This is a genomic window from Ruminococcus sp. YRD2003 (assembly GCA_900109435.1).
GTDB classification, from domain to species: Bacteria; Bacillota; Clostridia; order Oscillospirales; family Ruminococcaceae; genus Ruminococcus; species Ruminococcus flavefaciens_G.
The window spans coordinates 23,216-42,818 of the sequence record FNZT01000018.1; the positions used below are offsets into that span (position 1 = coordinate 23,216).

The 19,603-nt window shown below is 43.6% G+C and carries 19 protein-coding genes; 6 read left to right on the top strand and 13 right to left on the bottom strand.

Annotated elements, in window-relative coordinates; all coding sequences use genetic code 11:
- Positions 1–190: 190 nt before the first annotated feature.
- From BMX22_RS16200 to BMX22_RS13840, 5 genes are all read left to right on the top strand, one after another.
- A complete protein-coding gene (locus BMX22_RS16200) occupies positions 191–943 on the top strand; it encodes a plasmid mobilization relaxosome protein MobC (protein ID WP_074743014.1) in 753 nt (250 codons plus the stop codon).
- A complete protein-coding gene (locus tag BMX22_RS13825; protein ID WP_074743016.1) occupies positions 847–2,154 on the top strand; it encodes a relaxase/mobilization nuclease domain-containing protein in 1,308 nt (435 codons plus the stop codon). The genes BMX22_RS16200 and BMX22_RS13825 overlap by 97 nt, the downstream gene beginning before the upstream one ends.
- Before the next feature lie 15 nt (positions 2,155–2,169).
- Entirely contained in the window at positions 2,170–2,763 is a 594-nt protein-coding gene (locus tag BMX22_RS13830; RefSeq protein WP_074743018.1) for a recombinase family protein, read from the top strand.
- 134 nt (positions 2,764–2,897) lie between these two features.
- Positions 2,898–3,110, top strand: a complete 213-nt coding sequence (locus BMX22_RS13835; RefSeq protein ID WP_074743020.1) for a hypothetical protein — start codon at positions 2,898–2,900, stop codon at positions 3,108–3,110.
- 281 nt (positions 3,111–3,391) lie between these two features.
- On the top strand, positions 3,392–4,147 hold the full coding sequence (locus tag BMX22_RS13840; RefSeq protein WP_074743021.1) for a restriction endonuclease subunit S: 756 nt from the start codon (positions 3,392–3,394) through the stop codon (positions 4,145–4,147).
- Here the strand turns inward: BMX22_RS13840 and BMX22_RS13845 are convergent.
- From BMX22_RS13845 to BMX22_RS13875, 7 genes are all read right to left on the bottom strand, one after another.
- Positions 4,126–4,686, bottom strand: coding sequence for a restriction endonuclease subunit S (locus tag BMX22_RS13845; RefSeq protein ID WP_074743023.1), 561 nt, complete (start codon positions 4,684–4,686; stop codon positions 4,126–4,128). The two genes, BMX22_RS13840 and BMX22_RS13845, sit on opposite strands and share 22 nt — an antisense overlap.
- A 31-nt stretch (positions 4,687–4,717) precedes the next feature.
- Positions 4,718–6,571 (bottom strand): DUF262 domain-containing protein, encoded by a 1,854-nt coding sequence (locus tag BMX22_RS13850; RefSeq protein ID WP_074743025.1) that lies wholly within the window; start codon positions 6,569–6,571, stop codon positions 4,718–4,720.
- A gap of 25 nt (positions 6,572–6,596) precedes the next feature.
- Positions 6,597–7,580, bottom strand: a complete 984-nt coding sequence (gene xerA, locus BMX22_RS13855) for a site-specific tyrosine recombinase/integron integrase (protein ID WP_074743026.1) — start codon at positions 7,578–7,580, stop codon at positions 6,597–6,599.
- Between the two features lie 114 nt (positions 7,581–7,694).
- Entirely contained in the window at positions 7,695–8,927 is a 1,233-nt protein-coding gene (locus BMX22_RS13860) for a restriction endonuclease subunit S (protein WP_074743028.1), read from the bottom strand.
- Positions 8,920–10,551 (bottom strand): HsdM family class I SAM-dependent methyltransferase, encoded by a 1,632-nt coding sequence (locus tag BMX22_RS13865; protein WP_074743030.1) that lies wholly within the window; start codon positions 10,549–10,551, stop codon positions 8,920–8,922. Before BMX22_RS13865 ends, BMX22_RS13860 begins: the two co-directional genes overlap by 8 nt.
- Before the next feature lie 19 nt (positions 10,552–10,570).
- Positions 10,571–13,762: a type I restriction endonuclease subunit R gene (locus BMX22_RS13870; protein ID WP_074743032.1), complete on the bottom strand. Its 3,192-nt coding sequence runs from the start codon at positions 13,760–13,762 to the stop codon at positions 10,571–10,573.
- Between the two features lie 166 nt (positions 13,763–13,928).
- Complete coding sequence (locus BMX22_RS13875; RefSeq protein ID WP_143055541.1) at positions 13,929–14,234, bottom strand: helix-turn-helix domain-containing protein; 306 nt, start codon at positions 14,232–14,234, stop codon at positions 13,929–13,931.
- 155 nt (positions 14,235–14,389) lie between these two features.
- Between BMX22_RS13875 and BMX22_RS16575 the strand changes: the two genes are divergently transcribed.
- On the top strand, positions 14,390–14,863 hold the full coding sequence (locus BMX22_RS16575; RefSeq protein ID WP_318259764.1) for a hypothetical protein: 474 nt from the start codon (positions 14,390–14,392) through the stop codon (positions 14,861–14,863).
- A gap of 86 nt (positions 14,864–14,949) precedes the next feature.
- On the opposite strand, the gene BMX22_RS13885 is transcribed toward BMX22_RS16575, so the two are convergent.
- The 6 genes from BMX22_RS13885 to BMX22_RS13915 all read right to left on the bottom strand — a co-directional run bounded on the left by BMX22_RS13885 (position 14,950) and on the right by BMX22_RS13915 (position 19,043).
- Positions 14,950–15,180 carry a DUF6809 family protein gene (locus tag BMX22_RS13885; protein ID WP_074743036.1) on the bottom strand — a complete coding sequence of 77 codons (231 nt, stop codon included), beginning with the start codon at positions 15,178–15,180 and terminating at the stop codon, positions 14,950–14,952.
- 335 nt (positions 15,181–15,515) lie between these two features.
- Entirely contained in the window at positions 15,516–17,141 is a 1,626-nt protein-coding gene (locus BMX22_RS13895) for a recombinase family protein (RefSeq protein ID WP_074743039.1), read from the bottom strand.
- Positions 17,142–17,229: 88 nt separating this feature from the next.
- Complete coding sequence (locus BMX22_RS13900) at positions 17,230–17,436, bottom strand: hypothetical protein (RefSeq protein ID WP_074743040.1); 207 nt, start codon at positions 17,434–17,436, stop codon at positions 17,230–17,232.
- Between the two features lie 144 nt (positions 17,437–17,580).
- Entirely contained in the window at positions 17,581–18,030 is a 450-nt protein-coding gene (locus BMX22_RS13905) for a hypothetical protein (RefSeq protein ID WP_074743042.1), read from the bottom strand.
- A gap of 17 nt (positions 18,031–18,047) precedes the next feature.
- Positions 18,048–18,386 (bottom strand): hypothetical protein, encoded by a 339-nt coding sequence (locus tag BMX22_RS13910; RefSeq protein WP_074743044.1) that lies wholly within the window; start codon positions 18,384–18,386, stop codon positions 18,048–18,050.
- A 243-nt stretch (positions 18,387–18,629) separates the two neighbouring features.
- On the bottom strand, positions 18,630–19,043 hold the full coding sequence (locus tag BMX22_RS13915; RefSeq protein ID WP_074743046.1) for a hypothetical protein: 414 nt from the start codon (positions 19,041–19,043) through the stop codon (positions 18,630–18,632).
- Between the last annotated feature and the right edge of the window lie 560 nt (positions 19,044–19,603).

Sequence of the window (19,603 nt, forward strand, 5' to 3'; positions counted from 1 at the left end):
ACGGCAAAAATACAGACACGGGCGGACACGCCCGACATATTTCACAAGCACGGTATAAAGTATTACGATTATGGAAAATCGTAAACTTTATACGGCTTGTCAGGGGAAAATTCCCCTAAGACCCCTGAGAGCGATTGCAGGAGCAATCGAAGAACGGCGGCAGAGCCGCCGAGAAAGTGAGGACAACACAATGTCAATATTCAAAAAATCGGGCGAGGGCTTCCTTGCAAAGCTGTTCAAGCACAAGCAAGTCGAGGAACTTGCGGAGGAACTTGCCCACACCTATGCGGACGAAATGCAGGCGGATATGCTGTCCGATAATACCGAAACGGATACCGCCGAGGACACCGCTGCCGAGCCTGTTCCAATGTTGGAAGTCACGGAATCAGGCGAGGTAGATTTCACTGAACCTCCCGACACCACCGAGGGCGAATCACCACCGCAGGACACCGAGCCGAGCGAGGTACGCAAGCACCTGATAACATTCCGAGTGAACGACATGGAGCTTGAAGCGATCAACCGCCGATATGCTGAAACATCATTCAGAAGTAGGGGCGATTTTTGCAGATATTCTGCACTCACCGTAATGAATGTTGAGGAAGATACCGAGGACATAAAACAGATAGCACGATACATTTCGTCTATCTCCAATTCGTTCAATCAGGTAGCCCATAGAGTGAATAAAGGCGGCAAGCTCTACGATGAAGATATTGCCGATATGAAAGCGAGGTTAGAGGAAGTTTGGCGATTACTCGTATCCATACGATCCACACGGGAACATACGGTGCAATTGCTTATATCTGCAACCCAGACAAAACCGCAGACGGCAAATATGTTGTTAGCAACTTGTGCGTATCTACTCCATGTGGAGCATCAGAACAGTTCAAAAATATCCGAGAGTGTGTCGGTACAGGACGAAGCCGAAGCGAGTGCCAGCACATAATACAATCGTTCGCCCCCGGAGAGGTAACTCCCGAACGGGCTTTGCTTATCGGACAGGAGCTTTGCAAGGCACTTTTCAATGACGAGTATCAGTATGTTTTAGCCGTCCATGTAGACCATGAACATATCCACAATCATGTGATAGTAAACAACGTAAATTTCTACACGGGCAAGACCTTTGAAACCGAGCATAATCAGGGGAAAATTCCCGACCGTGCGTGGAGCAAACTCCGCACGATTTCCGACGAACTTTGCAGAAAGCACGGGCTTTCTATCATCGAAAACCCGCATCTTTCAAAGGGGAAGAGCCATTGGGAGTGGGAGCTTGACAAGCAAAATCTTTCGTGGAAAGAACAGCTTAAACGAGCCATTGACGAGGTTATCAAGGTCAGCGAGGACTTTGAAGATTTCCTGCAAAAGTGCGCTGATTTCGGGATATTGGTGGACTACAATCCCGACCACAAAATAGACCTGAAATTTATGCTTGCGGAGCAGAAAGAACGCAATCCGAGAGCGAAGTTTACCCGTGCGAAAACGCTGGGCTACTTCTACGAGAGTCAGCAGATCAGAAGGCGTATCGAGAGCTACAAATACCAAATGTCGCACCGTCCGACAGCAAGAATTATCCGTACCACAGCCGAGAAATTTCAGCAGTCTCAGGACTTGACGAATTGGGCAGACCGTGAGAATATGAAGGCGGCGAGCAAAGCACTTAACGAGATGAACGCAAGCAACTCCACCCTTGAAGAATTGGAGAGTGCAGCCCACAGGGCGTTTGCTGAATTTATGGTCATGTCAACACCGCAGTTTGAATTGAGTGACCGTATCCACGCTTTGGAGGAGCAAATTCCGGCTATCGAGGAATACCGCAAGTATAAGGTCTATTACAAGAACTATTCTTCTTTGGAGGGAAAGGCTAAAAAGAAATATGGGGAGAACTGCCGTTACGAACTCGACCAGTATCATGAGTGTCGTAAAAAGCTGAAAGAACTGTTTCCCGACGGCATCATTCCCAAGATCAAGGACTTGCAGGACGAGCTGAAAAAAGCCCGTGAAGATTATGCCAAGATGAGTGCGGAGCGTAAAGCCATAAAGAAAGAAGCGGACAGGCTTTCAAGGCTTGCACAGCAGAAGCGTGACAGTCAGAGAACGCTTGCCCGATATATGCAGAACGAACAAGCTGCCAAGAGAAAGAAAGGTCAGCTTGAATAAAGAAAGGAAGATTTTATGAGTAGAATAGGGTATATCCGTGTATCTACGGAACATCAGGAGACAGCAAGACAGCAGGAGATCATGTGCGACTATCAGGTTGACCGTATCTTCTCCGAGAAGATTTCAGGAGCTAACACCGACCGCCCTCAGCTCAGGGCAATGCTTGACTATGTGCGTGAGGGCGATACGCTCTATATCGAGAGCATCAGCCGTTTGGGGCGCTCCACGAAAGACTTACTGAACATCATCGACACCCTCACTGAAAAAGGGGTAACACTCGTCAGCCATAAGGAGAATATCGACACGGACACTCCTACGGGCAAATTCATGTTGACCGTATTTGCAGCACTCTCACAGTTGGAGCGTGAACAGCTCAAACAGCGTCAGCGTGAGGGCATCGAGATCGCTAAGGCTCAGGGCAAGTACACAGGCAGAAAGCCCATTGAGATCGACTGGACAAGGTTCGGTCAGCTTTATGGGGAATGGAAGTCAAAGAGCATCACGGGCAGGGACTTTATGCGGAGAATGGGCTTGTCCGCTAACACCTTTTACCGCCGTGTCAGGGAGTATGAAGCGGAAAACGGGATAACCGAGTCTGTTTCTGCATGAGCATATTGCACCGGGGATTTTTATAATATTGCTGCGCCCTGCACAATTATTATTACAATTACTCCGCAGGGCTGGACTCCTGTCTTGTCATGGGATATAATGTATCTACAATAAAACACAGGAGGGATACAGCTATGTTAAAGATACCCGAATTGGCTATGCCGAGAACACGCAAGGTCACTACTGTCTGCAATGGTAAGCGTGAGGTCTGGACCGACTACGAAGAAGCAAAGGCATATTTCCTCGAAATGATGATGACCGCCGAGGGAGAGGAACGTGACCGAGCAGAGTGTGTTTACATTCAGCTACTTCACGGACTTGACGAGTGCAGCGATGAGGACGAGTAATCAGCGTAAGGGCTTTGCAGTAATGCAGAGCCTTTTGCTATGCTCAGACGAACGGAAACGCCCCTCTGAGCCGTCCGAGCCTGCGGAGCGGAAAACTTAACCGCCTGAAAAGAAAAGACCTGAGAAATGCTTGTAAGCTAATCTCAGGTCTTTGTGAGTTATTCAGTTCCAAAAGGGTATGCTGTCATTGTGGCGCGCGCCATAATGCTGATTTGAACCCCAGCGGAACGGAAAGTGAGTGTGTCATTAGACTTTGGGCTATTGGCGCTGATTTCGATAGCATGATAAACGATAATTTACAGCACCAGCTCAAGCTGTTGTACGACTATTGGTTCACTCAGTTTGATTTTCCTGACAAGAACGGCAAGCCGTATCGGGCTTCTGGCGGTGCTATGGTGTGGAATGAGCAGTTAAAGCGTGAAATACCGCAATATTGGAGCATAGGCACTGTTAGTGATTGCGTTGAGAAAATATCAACAGGCTTAAATCCACGAGATAATTTCGTACTCGGCAATGGTAGCATAAGATACATTACTGTAAAAAACCTTACCACAACAGGTAGTTTGGATTTTTCAGGGTGTGACATGATAGATGAAAAAGCAAGAGCTATTGTCCACAGAAGATCGGATATTAGTGTAGGAGACATTCTTTTTGCAAGTATAGCACCTTTAGGAAGATGCTATCTTATTCAGCAAGAGCCTACCAATTGGGATATAAACGAATCTGTGTTTTCTATCAGAAGTAAAACAGATAAGATTACCCCTGAATACTTATATCTTTTTTTCCAAAGCGATAGCTTCATACAGAAAGCAACAAATACTTCGACAGGAAGTATTTTCAAGGGCATACGCATAAACACTTTGCTTGATACCAAAATGATTATTCCCAACTTACAAGTGTGTAGGAACTTTACAGAAGCAATAAAACCGCTTTTAGCTGAGATCAATAACAATTCTGCTGAAACAGCGAGACTAACTGCTCTCCGTGACTGGCTCTTGCCAATGCTGATGAACGGTCAAGCTACCATATCTGATTGATACGATAAATTATCGTTTATCTTATTATTGCATTGAATTTTTTTATCTATGCAGGATAAAACATCGACAATAGCATTTTGCATAGCTATATCGTGAAGATTAACAGTCGTGTTTCGTAGAGAATTAAGAGTAATTGTCCTCTGAGCAGCTCCGATAGCCATTTTATCTGCAATATAATAAAAGTCAGGGTTCAGCATTACATAGTATAAATATCTTGAATTAACCTTATCATTAGGCTTAAAAATAGCAATATGTCGCTGAAAAACAAATCTTTTATCAAAGTCGATAAATACTGGTTTTCCAAACGAGCCAACGACAGAATAAAGAATATCTCCGATTCGAGCCTTCTTTTCCTCAGATAAGCTATCGTAATAGCTGTCAGGAACAAACATGGTGCCATTAAAATTTATCTGATTATCACCGTCAATATTTGAAATCGTAATGAACGGGACACCGCTTTGTGATTTAGGCGGTGGCAGATGATCGCCGTCTGAAATAGATTTACAACACTCAGACAGCTTTACTTTTTTATACTCCATATACAATACTCCATAACGTGTCTCTGTATCATTAAAGAGAGAAAATAAATTTAACAATTCTATCACTTGCTACATCAGTAGCATTTTCAATATCCTGCTTGCACCAATAAGGTTTAGTATCGTTCTCGTACCTCTTGACTAAGGCAGTTGCAACAGGATATTCGCTATCAATATAGCCTGTCTTATCGGAAAGCTTAGTAGACACCTTTGTTCTGAACCACTCGTTACCGATAGACCTGTTGATCTTTTCTTCAAGAAGTATTTTGTTGCCGAGCTTGTTGACTGTATCGTCAAACTCTTCCTTGCTGTCGATCTGGGCATCTTTTCTGATAGCATCAAGGTTTGCACCACTCTGAGGCATAATATGTTCTATGTCATACTTGCTGCCAAGAACGAATGTCAGCCCGTTTTCCTGAGCAAAAAGATACTCGTTCAGGTATACAAGCATATTCCTGTCATATTCAGACACATACTTCTTAATTTCGTCAGCTTGCCATTTCTCAGAGATATGCTTATCGAAATCAGCCTTAATATCCTGCACAGATACAGAGCTGTCAGCCATTTTAACTATCTCACCGAAAAGAAATGTCTTGAAAGTGCTGCTGGAATAGCCTATATCTACAAGCTCCAGTACAGTAAAAAGCCTTAACAGACAATTTGCAATTTCAATAACATCTTCTTCGGATATTTTGTCTGCATCGAAACGGTGAAAATAGCTTGCTAAGAACAGCTTTGCATTATCATTAAACTTCAAAAGAACCTGAATAACAGGATAAGCCGACGCTTTCTTCCATATCTTTGCAATATTTATCATTTGATTGCATAGTCCGATAGGATCATTGAGAAGCTCTTTGTTGTCATCTGTAAAGTATCTTCTAAGACCTGGTGTTGTTACATTTATTGAGCCGGTAGCTGTAACAATCTCATTGTTCTTGTTCTTTGCACGTTCAAAATACATCTGCTGCATAAGTATAGCATCAATATTGGCTATACCACTCTGCTTCAGCTCATCAATCAACTCGATCAGCTCTTTCCACAGCTTTGTAAATTCATCGCTGACCTTGCTCTTTTCCGCTTCGGCATAGAGCTTTGCTGAGATAATATCAGAATCGTAAAGCGGTAATCCGTCAGAATTCAGAGAGTTAAACATGGTAATAGCCTGCTCAACCTGCCAGCTCTTTATCTCGATGACTTCACAGCTATCCGTCAGAGTTTTTGCAAAGCTGTTAAGCTGAGAATCCGAAAGCTCCTTTGCTCTATCATAGAAAAACTTGAAGTTTCTAAAAAAGTTCGTATACTTATTATCTTTCTGCTTACGGGGAATTTTAATAACTTTGGACTCTGCTTCGGCGTAGTCAACAGCACTCAGTATAGTTTGCAATTCTGTTTTATAAAGCTCGTTGATAGAATAATTCTCAATGATAGGCTCACTGTTACAGATAGCTCTGTCCGTTGCAATATCGGGATCATCTGGAATGTCCTCTGTTTCTGCCTTATACAGAATACCCATGATCTTTCTGCGGCGCTCCTTAAGTCCTCTGCACAGATTCTCAGAGTCATCATCTTGACTTGTTGTGCCTATCGCTACATTGATACGAACTAAAAGAGCTTTCATCAGCAACAGAAATGTTGTTGTTCTCTGCTGCCCGTCTATAAGCCCCAATACTGTATCGTCCTTTTGGCAGTTGATGATGATTGTACCGAAGAAATATCTATCCTTACTGTCACTATCAATGAAGTCTGTAATATCCTGCCACAGCTTATCGCAGTTAGTGATAGACCATGAGTAAGGTCTTTGATACTCTGGTATGGTAAATTTCGTATCTTCTTCTAATTTGAGATATGCACCGATTTTTCTGAGCTTTGGCTCAATACTCTTTGCCATAACAATAACCCTTCTTTCTGTTATTTCACCCTATATACTTTCTATGGGCAATCTTGACATTACTCTGCTTCACCATAGCATACTGCAATGTGGTATCTATCCGCCTATGACCGAGAAGCTGTTGAAGCTGCTCAATCGGCATACCCTTGTCGATTGCCATTGTAGCTAATGTACGCCTGAATTTGTGAGGGTGTGCTTTCTGTATGTTCAGGCGTTTACCGATTTTTCTGATTCTTACTTCCACACCGCCGATATTAAGACGTTTGTGCGGAGCTTTCAGCGATACGAAAAGAGCTTCATTATCGTCCGTCCTGCCGTCAAGATACTGCTTCAAATGCAGTTTGGTACGGGCATCAAAATAGACGATGCGCTCTTTATTGCCCTTGCCGAGAACAACGCACTCACGCTCCTCAAAGTCAATATCGGAACGGTTTAGCAGAACAAGCTCTCCGACACGCATACCAGTTGAAGCAAGCATATCAATCAACGCTAAATCACGCAAATCCGTACAATCATCACGCATTTGCTCCAATGCTTCATCGGTATAGGTATCCTTGATCGTGCTTGTGGTCTTGATCTTATGTATCCTGCGTACAGGGCTTTTCATAATATAGTTTTCTTCTTCGAGCCAAGAGAAAAAGCTCGATAATATGCGCCGTATGTTATCTATTGTCACACGGCTTGAATTGTTTTCTTCCTGATAGCTTGTCAGGTATTTTCTTAAATCATCAGTATCAATGTGCTTTACCTGTTTGCCAACAGCATCGAGCATATTGGTAATGGTCTTTTGATAGTATTTCAGTGATTTCTCCGAACAGCCTTCTATCCGCTTAGACGAAATGAACGAGCCGACGATCTTATTGTTGCTATCTTCTTCTGTCTTATCGCAAGATACCGCAGTAATGCCAAAGAAAGCAATGTCCAGCACTTCCGATAGCTGTTCGAGCTGAAAATTATCCAACACCGACAGCATTTTCTGCATAATTTCGTTTTTGATCTCCTGTATCATAGCCAATTCTCCTTAGAATAAAATTCAAGAGAACGACTCCCAACGGCAGTCCCTTTTCATAGCTTCCGCCGTTGGAGGAAGATAGTGTAGTATTATAAACGATAATTTATCGTATCAATCGGATATGGTAGCCTGACCGTTCATCAGCATCGGTAAAAGCCAATCACGGAGAGCCGCAAGAGCTTGCGTTTCCGTTGGAATACCTGTTATTTTCATGAGCAGCGGTTGGATTGCCTTATCAAATCTCGCAAATACCTTTTGATCGTAGGGGAATTTATAAGACATACAATTATCTGGATCAATTCTTTTTCTACTTCCTGTTGAGGAGCTTGCGTTTTGAATTAGGTGAACAGAAAAAGCATCGCTGCACAGAAGTGAGTATAATGCATATACGCCTGTTTCTGTTGCTTTGACAGGTAAAAACTCAGTCGAACATATAGCGTTATCAGTAGAATCTATAATTAGCCAGATTCTTTTGAATTGAGGATTGAGTTTAGATACAAGAACACTGTTATCAGGAACGACATACTTATTGCTTGCAATAGCTTCACCATCTTCTACCGCTGGGCTATGTGTATCATCAAATGCAGGAATACTGTAATGATTGTAAGCTGTTCCTGCTTGTGGCATAACCGATTTCGCTTGTAATACCGCAATATCTGAAAGTGTGCTGACCTTCCAGCCTTTGGGGATTTCCCTTTGAAGTTCATCACACCACACCATAGCACCACCCGAAGCCCGATACGGCTTGCCGTTTTCATCGGGAAAATCGAACTGCGTGAACCAATAGTCATACAACAGCTTGAGCTGGTGCTGTAAATTATCGTTTATCTTATTATTGTATTGGATTTTTTTATCAATCGCACTCAAAACGGCAATTATTTTTCTTTGTATATCAATAGGTGGCACTTCTATATCAAACTCCTGCATAGCTCCAATGTAAAAGTGTTTTTGTACTCCACCTTCAGATATTTTCTTAATCCTGTTCTGAGTATGTGGATTGATTAAGTAATAGTACAAGAAATCTGGCAAAAGCCGGCTTGAATCACATTTTATAATACCTACGCTTCGAGAAAAATCGAAATTAATTTTTTCATCTCTAATAACTTGACATTTACCAATAGTACCGCAAGTAGCAATCACTATATCACCCGCAGCAAGTTTGGTACGCTTATGTATCCTATCAAACTCTGTAATAGAGATTCTTCTATCATCAGGTTTTATTATTATTCCGTTGCTCGTTATATTATTGTTATTCAGAAAATAATACTCTCCTGATAGATCTTCTTTAACCGAACCGTGTTCTCCGTCAGTGATGTTAATGCAGTACTCTTTCAGTTTACTCATACTTCACCTTGCCTAACTGCTTCATAATCTCAGCTTGCAAAGCATTGCCCTCATCGAAGAATGATTGCAGCTCAGTCTTGAATGCCGACATTTTAGCTTCAAATTCCTCTTGTGTAAGCTCAACATACTCTATCTTGACATCAAAATACTGTCCTGCTGCGAGAGAATACTTCTTTGCGATTATTTCATCATAGGTGACTGCAACCGAGAAATCGTCCACAGCTTCTTTGTTGCGGAATGTTGTGATGATCTTCTCTATCTCCTCCGGGCGAAGCCTGCGTTTCTGTAAATTGCCGTCCTTGTATTCCTCACCGAGCTTTGAAGCATCTATAAGCACTACCTTGTCAGCCGTTCTTGAATTATCAAAGAACAGAACGGAAACATTAGTGCCTGTGTTTGCAAATACGTTTGAAGGCATACTTACAGCACCATATACGATATGATCTTCAACGAGCTTCTTGAGGACAGCACCCTCGACACTGCTCTTTGCGGTCAGAAATCCCGTAGGAACAACGATAGCACCCTTACCTGTCTTTTTCAGAGAGTTTACAACGTGCTGAATGAAGCAAGTGTAGATAGCCATACTCTCTTTTTTCTTTGCAGGGACTTTCGGAACGCCAGCCCAAAAGCGAGCCGAGTATTTCTTCTCTATATCATCTCTGGTATCTGAAAAATCCATTTTGAACGGCGGATTGGATACAACGAAATCAAACTGCCTGAGAGCCTGCCCATCATCACTCTTATGATACGGAGCAAGGAGCGTATCGCCCTGGATAGCGTGATCGAGCGAAGATACAAGACCGTTCAGTATCAGATTGAGTTTCAGCATCTTGTTACTGCGCTGAGAAATGTCCTGAGCGAAGATAGTACACCTGTCCTCACCGATCTGATGACCGAGAGCCATTAACAGCGTCCCCGTACCTGCTGAGGGATCGTAGCACTCTATGTTATGCAAGTCGGCATCATCACCGACCAAAAGCCTTGCCATAATGGTAGCGATAGCGTGAGGAGTATAGTATTCCGCATACTTACCGCCGCCTGCCGTATTGTAGTCCTTGATAAGATACTCAAAGATAGCGGCAAAGAAGTCATAATGCTCCGAGAATGTTTCCTCAAAGGAGAAGTTTACGAGCTTGTCCACCAACGCACGGGCAAACGGCGCTCTCTGAGCTTCATCGGTAACGTATTGAGTGAGCCGTTCAAACAGCGGGATTTTTGTGTTCTGCGTGGTCTGAGTAGAGAATATATCTATATTCTTATCTGCTATGTCGATCATCGTCTGGTCGAAAATAAGGTCAAAATCGCCCTTTGCCTGCTGATTCCACAGGTGCGAGATAAGGTGTTCGGGATTAAGACGAGGAATATCGGGATTCATCGTGTCGAACAAGTCCTCACGTTCATCTTCCGAAAGCTCCGAATAAGCGATCTCCCACTTTTCAGCCTTAGCGATACGCTCATCGAGTTTCTTGATCTCATAGCCAAACTTATCATTCAGATACTTATACAGGAACACCTGAGTGATGATTTTATACTCATTACCGTCATTTCCCATACCATAGGTCTGGCAAGTTGATTTCAGTGAGTCGATAAGTGATATTGTTTTTTCTTTTATCTGCAAATCCATTGTTTATTACTCCTAATCATTAAGCTGAGGGGTATGTCGCATTGTACTGGCTAAGGTACTGAGAGGAAATTCTTGTCTGAATAAACACTCTGTCCTCTCTGGTCCCTCTAATACCCAATGTATCCATACCGTGCTTAATTTGTGACATTACGGTCTGCTCAAAATAAGCGTCTTTTTTGAGAATATCGTTACGGTCAAATACCTTTTGGTCAACGTCCGCTTTGATAGCTCTGAGGACTTCCATGATCGACTCGTCAAACTCTCCGATTATGGGGGAAAGTCCTTTTGCCTTTCTTTGAGCATTTTCTTCTCTTATCCTCTTATGCACTCTTGCGAATTTTGGATCACCGCTATATTTACGCATAAGAGCCTTATTCCGTTTCTGAAGCTCCGCCAACTTTTTGAGAACTTCATCTAATGCCTTTGAGCGTTCCGTGAACTCATGGACGGTATCGGCAGCGAAGCCGAACTCCTTGAATCTCTGCATAAACGCTTCTCTTATGGAGATAAATTCGGGATCGTCCTGGTCTATATTTTCCGTAAAGGACTGTATTGTCCTGCGCCATTTTTCGTGGAACTCCTCTTTACTCATGAAGCCCATCTGCAATTCCTCATCACCGATCTTTGAGAAATTAAAGGTAATGTCCTGCATTGCTTCGTTGATAAGCTGTCTTGTGGAGTCATCGCTGTCAAAGGCTTCTTTTTGATTTATCGTGTCGATCTGTCGCTGAACTTCTCGTATCATTTCGGGAAGTCTTGTGATTTCGAGCTTTGCAAAGGCTTGTTTCAGCTCATCATCGCCAAAGGTGCGGACTACATTACAGCAGTCACGGGCAGAGATAAGCACTTTTTTCAGCTTAATAAGCTCCTGCTTGTCCTCTATCGTGGATATTTCGGAACTGAACTCCTCAACATTATCTGTGGTATAGTCAAAGAGAACTTGCCGTACCTCACGCATCTGCTGAACAAGAGCCTCTTTATCCTCTATGACCTGAGTGAATGTATCGGTAACATTAGCGGCACCTACCTCATTCGGATCATTAAACCTGTTCAGCTCTTTCAGGTACGCTTCATTGGTCTGCTCGAAATTGCTCTTAATATCGGCAAAATCTATAATATATCCATACTTATTGTCCTTGTATGGTCTGTTTACACGGGTGATAGCCTGCAAAAGATTATGGTCTTTCAGCTTTCTGCCGAAATACAGCCTTTTCAGCCGAGGAGCATCAAATCCGGTCAGGAGCATATTGAATACGATCAGTATGTCAATGGTCATATTCTTCTTGAAATCCTTGACGATCTGCTTTCTGGTGTCCTTATCATCACTATCGTGCAGGATCAATCCAGCCTTGAAATGCGAAGGGTGTGAAGAATCGGCATTCAGCTCACGCTGTACCTCGTCAAAGAAAGCATATATCTTTCGTGCCTGTTCACTTGTTTCGCAGATAACCATACCGCCGAGCGTATCATCGCCCTGAATGGTACGGAAACGCTTCAAATCGCTGATGATATATCTTGTAAGTTCTTTGACATAGGAATCATGCTCAATGATCTGGTCACGCTTAATATCTTTTTTCTGCACAAGCGTTTCGAGCTTCTCATAGATAGCAGAGAGCTTTTCCTTATACTTTGTTTCAATATCCTCACGGATAATTTTCAAAGTATAGCCGTCCTGAATGGACTTATCATAATAATAGGTGTGGAAGTAGCTGCCGAATACCTTCCAAGACTCACGCTCATCAGCTAACAGCGGAGTGCCTGTCAATGCGATTTTTATAGAGTTTTCATCTGCATCGAAAAGGTTAGCAAGGAAACTGCCTTTAGGATTATATCCTCTGTGTGCTTCATCAATAATGAAGATACGTTGTAAATTTGTAGCGTAGGACGGCAGAGTTACTCTTTCCTTATCCTCAGCAAAACGCTGGATATTGACAACCGTGATCTCTTGCTGTCCGCTGTTGCCCTCCTGGGCTTGATTATTGCGGAACTGCTCCATAAGCTCTGCACGGCTATTAGCAGTCTTTACCACAAGTCCACGGGCTTCAAACTCCTGAGAAGCCTGTTCAAGCAGGTCAAGGCGGTCAACGATGAAATAGAACTTTGCTACTTTATTGTTCTGAGCAAAGTAATCGGAAAGAATATAGCTAAGATAATACGATAGTGCGGTTTTACCGCTGCCTTGCGTATGCCATACCACGCCGGACTTAACTCCCTCAGAGAGCTTTTCACGGATAGCAAAGGCAGCGAACATCTGCTGATACCGCATAATGTGTTTCTGATTGACTGTTTCAATCTTACCGTCAACCTCACGCTCCATATTCACATAAGCGATACCATATTTCAGAATAAACAGCAGTCGCTCAGGAGAACACATGGAAGTGATGATACGGTTCGTAGGAGTATTGACGTTCAAATTTGTCTGATATTCGGGAGAAGTATGAATAACCTGATTGTTAAAGTCTTTCAGTATCTTCTTCTCGACTTCTGCATCAATAGCACTATATGGGTATTCTTTGATGAATGGTGCTACATCTTCATTCAGAGGGTTTTCTTCACGGAAACAGTTAAACGGCGCACTCTGTTTAGCTGCTGTACAGTAAAACGCACCCTGAATAGGCACAATACCGCCCTCGGCATCATACTCCATGTTATTGGAGAAGATCATAAGCTGAGTGATATTGATAAATCTACGGAATTTCTTGTTAGGGAAACGCTTTCTGTTCATACGTTCACTCTCAGCGACCATACCGCCGTGATTATTGGGCTTCTTGACCTCAATAAACACTAACGGCAAACCGTTCACAAAGAGCGTAATATCGGGGCGAAACTCATCTTGACCGTTCTTGCAAGTGAACTCCGCCGTACAATGGAACACGTTGTTACGGGGATTTTCAAAATCTATCAGCCGGATAGGAGAGGTTGATTTCAGACGAGAATAAAAGCTCTTGCCGAGATCGTCAAAGCTAAGTTCCTGAATAATGGTTTTCAGGACTTGTTCAGCTTCGCCCTCATGTTCGGGATTCAGCTTCTTAAACTGAGTTAAAAAGACATCTTTCAATATATTTGTATCGGGATCATAGACTGTTCCAGCCATATCCTCGAAAATTCGACCATAGTATGTATATCCGAGCCTTGTCAGATGAACAAGTGCAGGCATCTGTACACGAGTCATCTCATTGAATAGGCTTTTGCCATTACTTGCTTTCTTCATAGATACGCTCCTTTCTGCCTTATGCTAAACTCGAACAGCAGGCAAATATACTCCGTAATATTATACCACATTTTGCACAAATAGTCAACCGTTCGGAAATGAAAAATCTCCATTTTTCACTGGGGATTTTACGAGCAAAACGAAAAGGCGGCTCCGTAGAACCGCCTTACTTCATTTCTTTTGCAATCGCTATCAGCATTTCAAGCTGTTTCGGGGACAGGGACTTGAATGTTGCAACAGCTTCATTCAATGTGCCGGGGCTTGTAACATCTTCCTCAAAGAAGTCCTTTGGCTCAACACCGAGGAACTCGCAGATATAGAGGAACATCTGCATTGAGGGCAGAGCCTTCTTGTTTTCGATATTGTTGATATAGCTTTGACTTTGACCTAAGCTCAGGCTCATATCCCGTGCGGATATATTCTTCTCCGTCCTCAGCTTTGCTATCCGGTCCGATATGAAGTCTGCATCAATCATTCGTATCACCACCTACATATAATTATAATATACGCAAGCTGAAATCTGCCTATACATTGTTTCAATTTGTATTGACTTAACAACAATAATTAGGTATAATTGATAGAGATACCGTTTTGAAATCGACATGGGACAATGTGAGGTGCATAGCGATGATGAACATTTACACAGTTTGCTTTTTTGGGCATAGATACATAGAGCGTGGAACGGAGATAGAAAACCGCCTTGACAAGCTCCTGCATGACCTGATAACGCAGAAAGAGTATGTTGACTTCCTGATCGGACGGGACGGCGATTTCGACTTGCTTGCTTCTGCTGCCATTAAGCGAGCTATCCGCAGTTACGGTTACGGCAATACTCATTTTACGCTCGTCCTGCCATACATGAAAGCGGAGTACCGTGACAACGAAAAGGAGTACCTTGACTATTATGATGAAGTCGAGGTGTGTGCCGAATCGTCCGAAGCTCACCCGAAGTCTGCTATCCAAGTCCGCAACCGCAGTATGATCGACCGAGCAGATCTTGTGGTATGCTGTATCCAGCACAAGAGCGGCGGAGCATACCGCACGATACAATACGCTGAGAAACAAGGCAAGAAGATAGTGAACCTTGCAGATGAAAACTGAATAGGCTTCTGAAAAGAAAAAATCAGGGCTATGCCTTCCGTACACGGTCACGGAGGACATAGCCCTTTCCTTATGCTGTAAATGTATCAGTTCTGAATCTCCTGCATCATAGTCGCACCGTCCTTGAAGCCGACCTTGTAGGCAGCTCTCATCTCAGCGGCGGAAGTTTCGCTCACGCAGTCAAGTATCTTGTGGAACACATCGATCTGTTCCTCACTCAGAGAATCTTCAAACGGTATGCAGAGCTTGTTGAAATCGTCTGAAAACTCAGCGGAGTGAATATCGCCCTGTCTGTAATTGTACATCGCATCAATCATTTGTATCTGTCCTTTCGGTTTTATTGCTGTAAAACCAACCGTCCAAACTTTACCAAATATTCGTTGCTAAGGTGTTGCTTACGGCACACCTCTGAGCAATTCTATCACAGAGCTGCACACCATGATGCGTTACTTGGAGTATGACTTCCTCCGTGACCACGGCTTACAGCACTTCGACAACTGGGTTGCGGTCTTTGGCGACCAGAAAACCGATTGGGAGCTAAAGCCTGCGGGCAATGGGATAACAGACCTATATGGACTGGGTATTGATTTCAAAAAAATAGCCATACGGCTTTTAGCGGTATATTGCGGATTTCGGGATATTTGCCCCTGCATTAAGCAAGGGCATTCGTTTTATCCCTAAGCGGTTTGTCGATCAGCTTGTAGTAAATGTGAATGTCACGCTGAGTTTTCATATCCACATATTTGTCGATGGTCACATACTCAATAAGTTCCAGACACATCTGTCTTGTAAGCTCCTCCGCACCTGCATAGCTTTTCAGACGGCGGATAAACTCGTCAACATCTTCTTCCTCACGCTTGTAGCCATCGAAGCGTTTACGCAGTTCATTAAGCTCTGCCTGCAAGTCCTCTTTTTCCTGCTGATACTGTTCAAGCAGCTCTGCACAAGCCTTGTCGGGCATATTGCCAAGCACTCTATCCTCATAGATCTTCTGCATCAGCTTTCCGAGGTCATCAAGTCGCTTTTCGATCTCACGCTTACGCTTGTTATCCTCCGCCATTACAAGAGCAATGTTGCCCTGCTTTCTGGCGAGGTATTTCGCCCTTGCCTTATCGTCATTGGTAACGAAGTCGATCTGTCTCCTAATATCCTCAAGGATAAGCTGTTCAAGGATAGTTCCACGAATGTTGTGCGAGGTGCAGAAGCTCTTGCCGTAGCGGACGTGAAGCCCACATCTGTAAGAGTAAGGACTTTTGCTTTCAGGTGTTTTCTGCATTTTCATTTTAGCACCACAGCTATCGCAGTAGCACAAACCCGAAAGCGGACTTGTGATCCTCTCCGTTGTGATCCTGCCACGGCTCACCGATCTGTCACGCTCACGCACCTTATCCCAAAGTTCCTGAGAAATGATAGGCTCATGATTGTTTTCAACGATCACCCACTCAGATTCATCGTTGCGGATAACCTTGTGATTCTTGTAGCTTACCGTGGTTTCTTTCATCTGAACGAGCTTGCCGAGGTACATCTGATTGTCCAGAATACGCCTTATCGTCTGAGCATTCCACAGGTGGTGCGAATACAGAGGATAAGTCCTGCCGAGCTTGTCGTACTTGTAATCAAGCGGAGGTGTGATATGCTCCTGATTGAGAGCATCGGCTATGGACTTATGTCCCATTCCGCTTGCCCTCATTTTGAAGATACGCTGAACAATGGCAGCGGCTTCGGGATCGATCAGCGGAGTACGCTTATCATCGTCAGCCTTGTAGTAGCCGTAGGTGCAGAACGTAGCCATATACTTGCCTGCCTTAGCGTTAGCGTGGAACACCGTTCTCAGCTTTTTGGAGGTGTTGGCGCAGTGCCATTCATTAAAGACATTCATGATCGGCATCATATCCATACTTGCACTATCTGAGTTTGCTGTATCAATGTTGTCAGTCAGTGCAATGAAGCGGATATTGTACATCGGGAACAGGTAATCTACATACTGTCCGACCTGGATATAGTTTCTTCCGAAACGGCTCATATCTTTGCAGAGTATCAGATTGATCTTGCCCGACTTTGCATCGTCAAGCAATCTCTGGACACCCGGTCTCTCGAAAGTAGTGCCTGAAATTCCGTCATCAATGTAGGTATCGTAAATGCTCCAACCGTTCTCCTGAACATAGTTTGTGAGTATTCTTCTCTGGTTTTCTATTGAAAGGGATTCGCCCTGTCTCTCATCGTCACGAGAGAGTCTCAGGTACATTCCCACTTTATAGTCGGTCTGCTTTGGTAACATCTATAACTCCTTTCTCCAAAGCGACCTTACCGATATATCCATTGTAGCGCAATATATCGGCAAAGTCAATAGGTTTCGGAAATTTTCATCAAGCTGTTACCGCAGACGGAACAGTGCCGAGCATTTCGCTCATAGCCCTGTCCTCAGCGTACTTTAACATCACATCGTTAATGTCCTTGTCACCGATGAAATGACTTGTAACTTTGTACTCCGTCCCGTCAATGACATAGGTGTTGACCTGAACGGGACAGTCCTTGTACTGCTCGTTCATTTCCTGCATAGTTTTCTGTTTCATAGCTTGTTACTCCTTAGCTTGTCTATCTCTATGCTTATAGAGCGAGGGGATCGCTTTCTCTATCTGCCCCTCTGTTGTGTTTGTTGTTTTATGATGATAGCCGTTCGGAACGGCAAACGCCGTCCCTCACACAGCTATTATTGCTTAGAATGTTTTCATTCTCAACATCAGAACATCTTCCAGTTCACGCTTGATCGTATCTTTATCGCAAAGCCAAACGTCCGTATAATGCTTGCACAAAGTGAGCTGAATATCCTCCGGTCTGTTGCGGAGCGTTCCCACCGTCATACGCAGGATATTCGCCACAGTCGGCAGGAAATAAAGACAATCCTCTCCGCTGTGTTCCTTGACCTCACGGAGCATTTCGTCAAACTCCTCCGAGCTTGCCTTTGCGATGATCTCCTGTGCAGCACTCTTATAATCAGCGTCATACGCAAAAGAGATCCTGTTCTTATCAAAGTGACCTGAAAACGGAATACCGCTTACCACAAGAGCAATTGTGATCCGCAATCCCTCACTTGTATTCATGCTCACATATTCCCGATTGAATTTCGGGAAGTTATCGTCACCGATCTCAAAAACATAGTCACTCATTCAAAGCCCCCTTTCCGTCAATTACCGCCTGAGTAGCTACGGGGAAAACTGCTGTGCTTGACGGCAGTATCGTCCTGCTTGTCCTTATCGTCCGTGACCGAGGAATTACTGTCCGCATCATCATCGGACTGCTCACCCTCACGGAGCTTTTCAAGCTGGTCATGCTCACGCTCGATAGCGGAGAAAAGTTCCTTGCCACTCAGCTTGTACTTGTCGGACAGGAACATGATGTAGAGCTTGTTATATTCTGCTCTATCCTTGTCAAGCTCCTTTGTCTCGTCAGCGATAGTTTTCTCACGCTTGGCGATCTTCTTTTCGAGCTTTGCCAGCTTGTCAGCGATAGAAGTCGTAGCCATATCATCACCACCATTCTGAAATTTTAGTCGAGCCGAACTACTCAGCCCATACTAAAATTATAGCGCACTTTCGGGGTGAAAGTCTATTCGCAGTGCGCATGAACTTGGGTGCGCCATAAAACTTTTCTTATCGTGAAAATGTTATGGGGAATTTTGAAATGGGCATAAAAAATGCAGAGCTGGTTTTGCTCTGCATAGGGTAGGTGTATATTCAGTTTTTGTGAGAATTGAAAAGAAGCGGCCTTAAAAACCTTCTATTTTATATCCTCCGCTCATATCGTAAACTCTAAACCAATGACACCAATCATTGGAGGCGGTGATATGAAATTCGTGTACATTATCAGCTTTGTAATCCTTACCCTCTTTTCTGTACGAATAAACTAATCCCATTTGGTCGGATTTATAGTAGCCTTTTTTCTGTAACAAATCATCGTAGATATATGAATGTCTGCCAATAAATACGCTATGATTTTCTTCTGTACTAACAGTGAAGCCGTCACTTAAATGAAGATATACAAGAGTTGTTTCAGGAAGTTCTTTCACACCGTAGCCATAGGACTTTAGGTTTTCATAAATAAAATATTCTACAAGTATTAAGAGAAACGCAAGTACTGTCAGTGATATTATAAGGATTCTTTTTATCCTCTTGGCTTTCATTATCTATCCCCCCATTTTGTAAATACGACAAGTAAGCCAACCGCCCACTCTTACCCTTAAATTATAACACACCGTCCCCGAAAAAGCAATCCCATTTCCGAGAAATCTCCCCTCCGAAATCACCGTCATCATCAACAGAAATCCCGTGTTGAAACTATGCAAGAGGGAGAATCGTCATGAACAAACTGTAAACTTTTCAGAAAATCATGAGCATTTTCTCAAAAACGTCGGTAGTAAAGTAGAAGGGTATTTTCATGGGCGGTCAGGCAGGGCAAAAATTTGAATGTAACGATAAGCATATCGACATTCAAAATCGGCTCAGTGAGAGCCGAACGGGAGGTTTCACCAGACTGCCGCCCACCCAGCATCATAACTGCGCCGAAGCCCGGTAAAATACTCTCAGAGCCGTGCGGATACAGAGAAAAGTCGCATAGCTCCAAACACGCAGGAGCGTGAAAAACAGCCGTGAAACGGCAAAATTCAAGTGAGGGCGTGAAACGCCCGATCAATTTTCACAAGCACGGTATAAAGTATTACGATTATGGAAAATCGTAAACTTT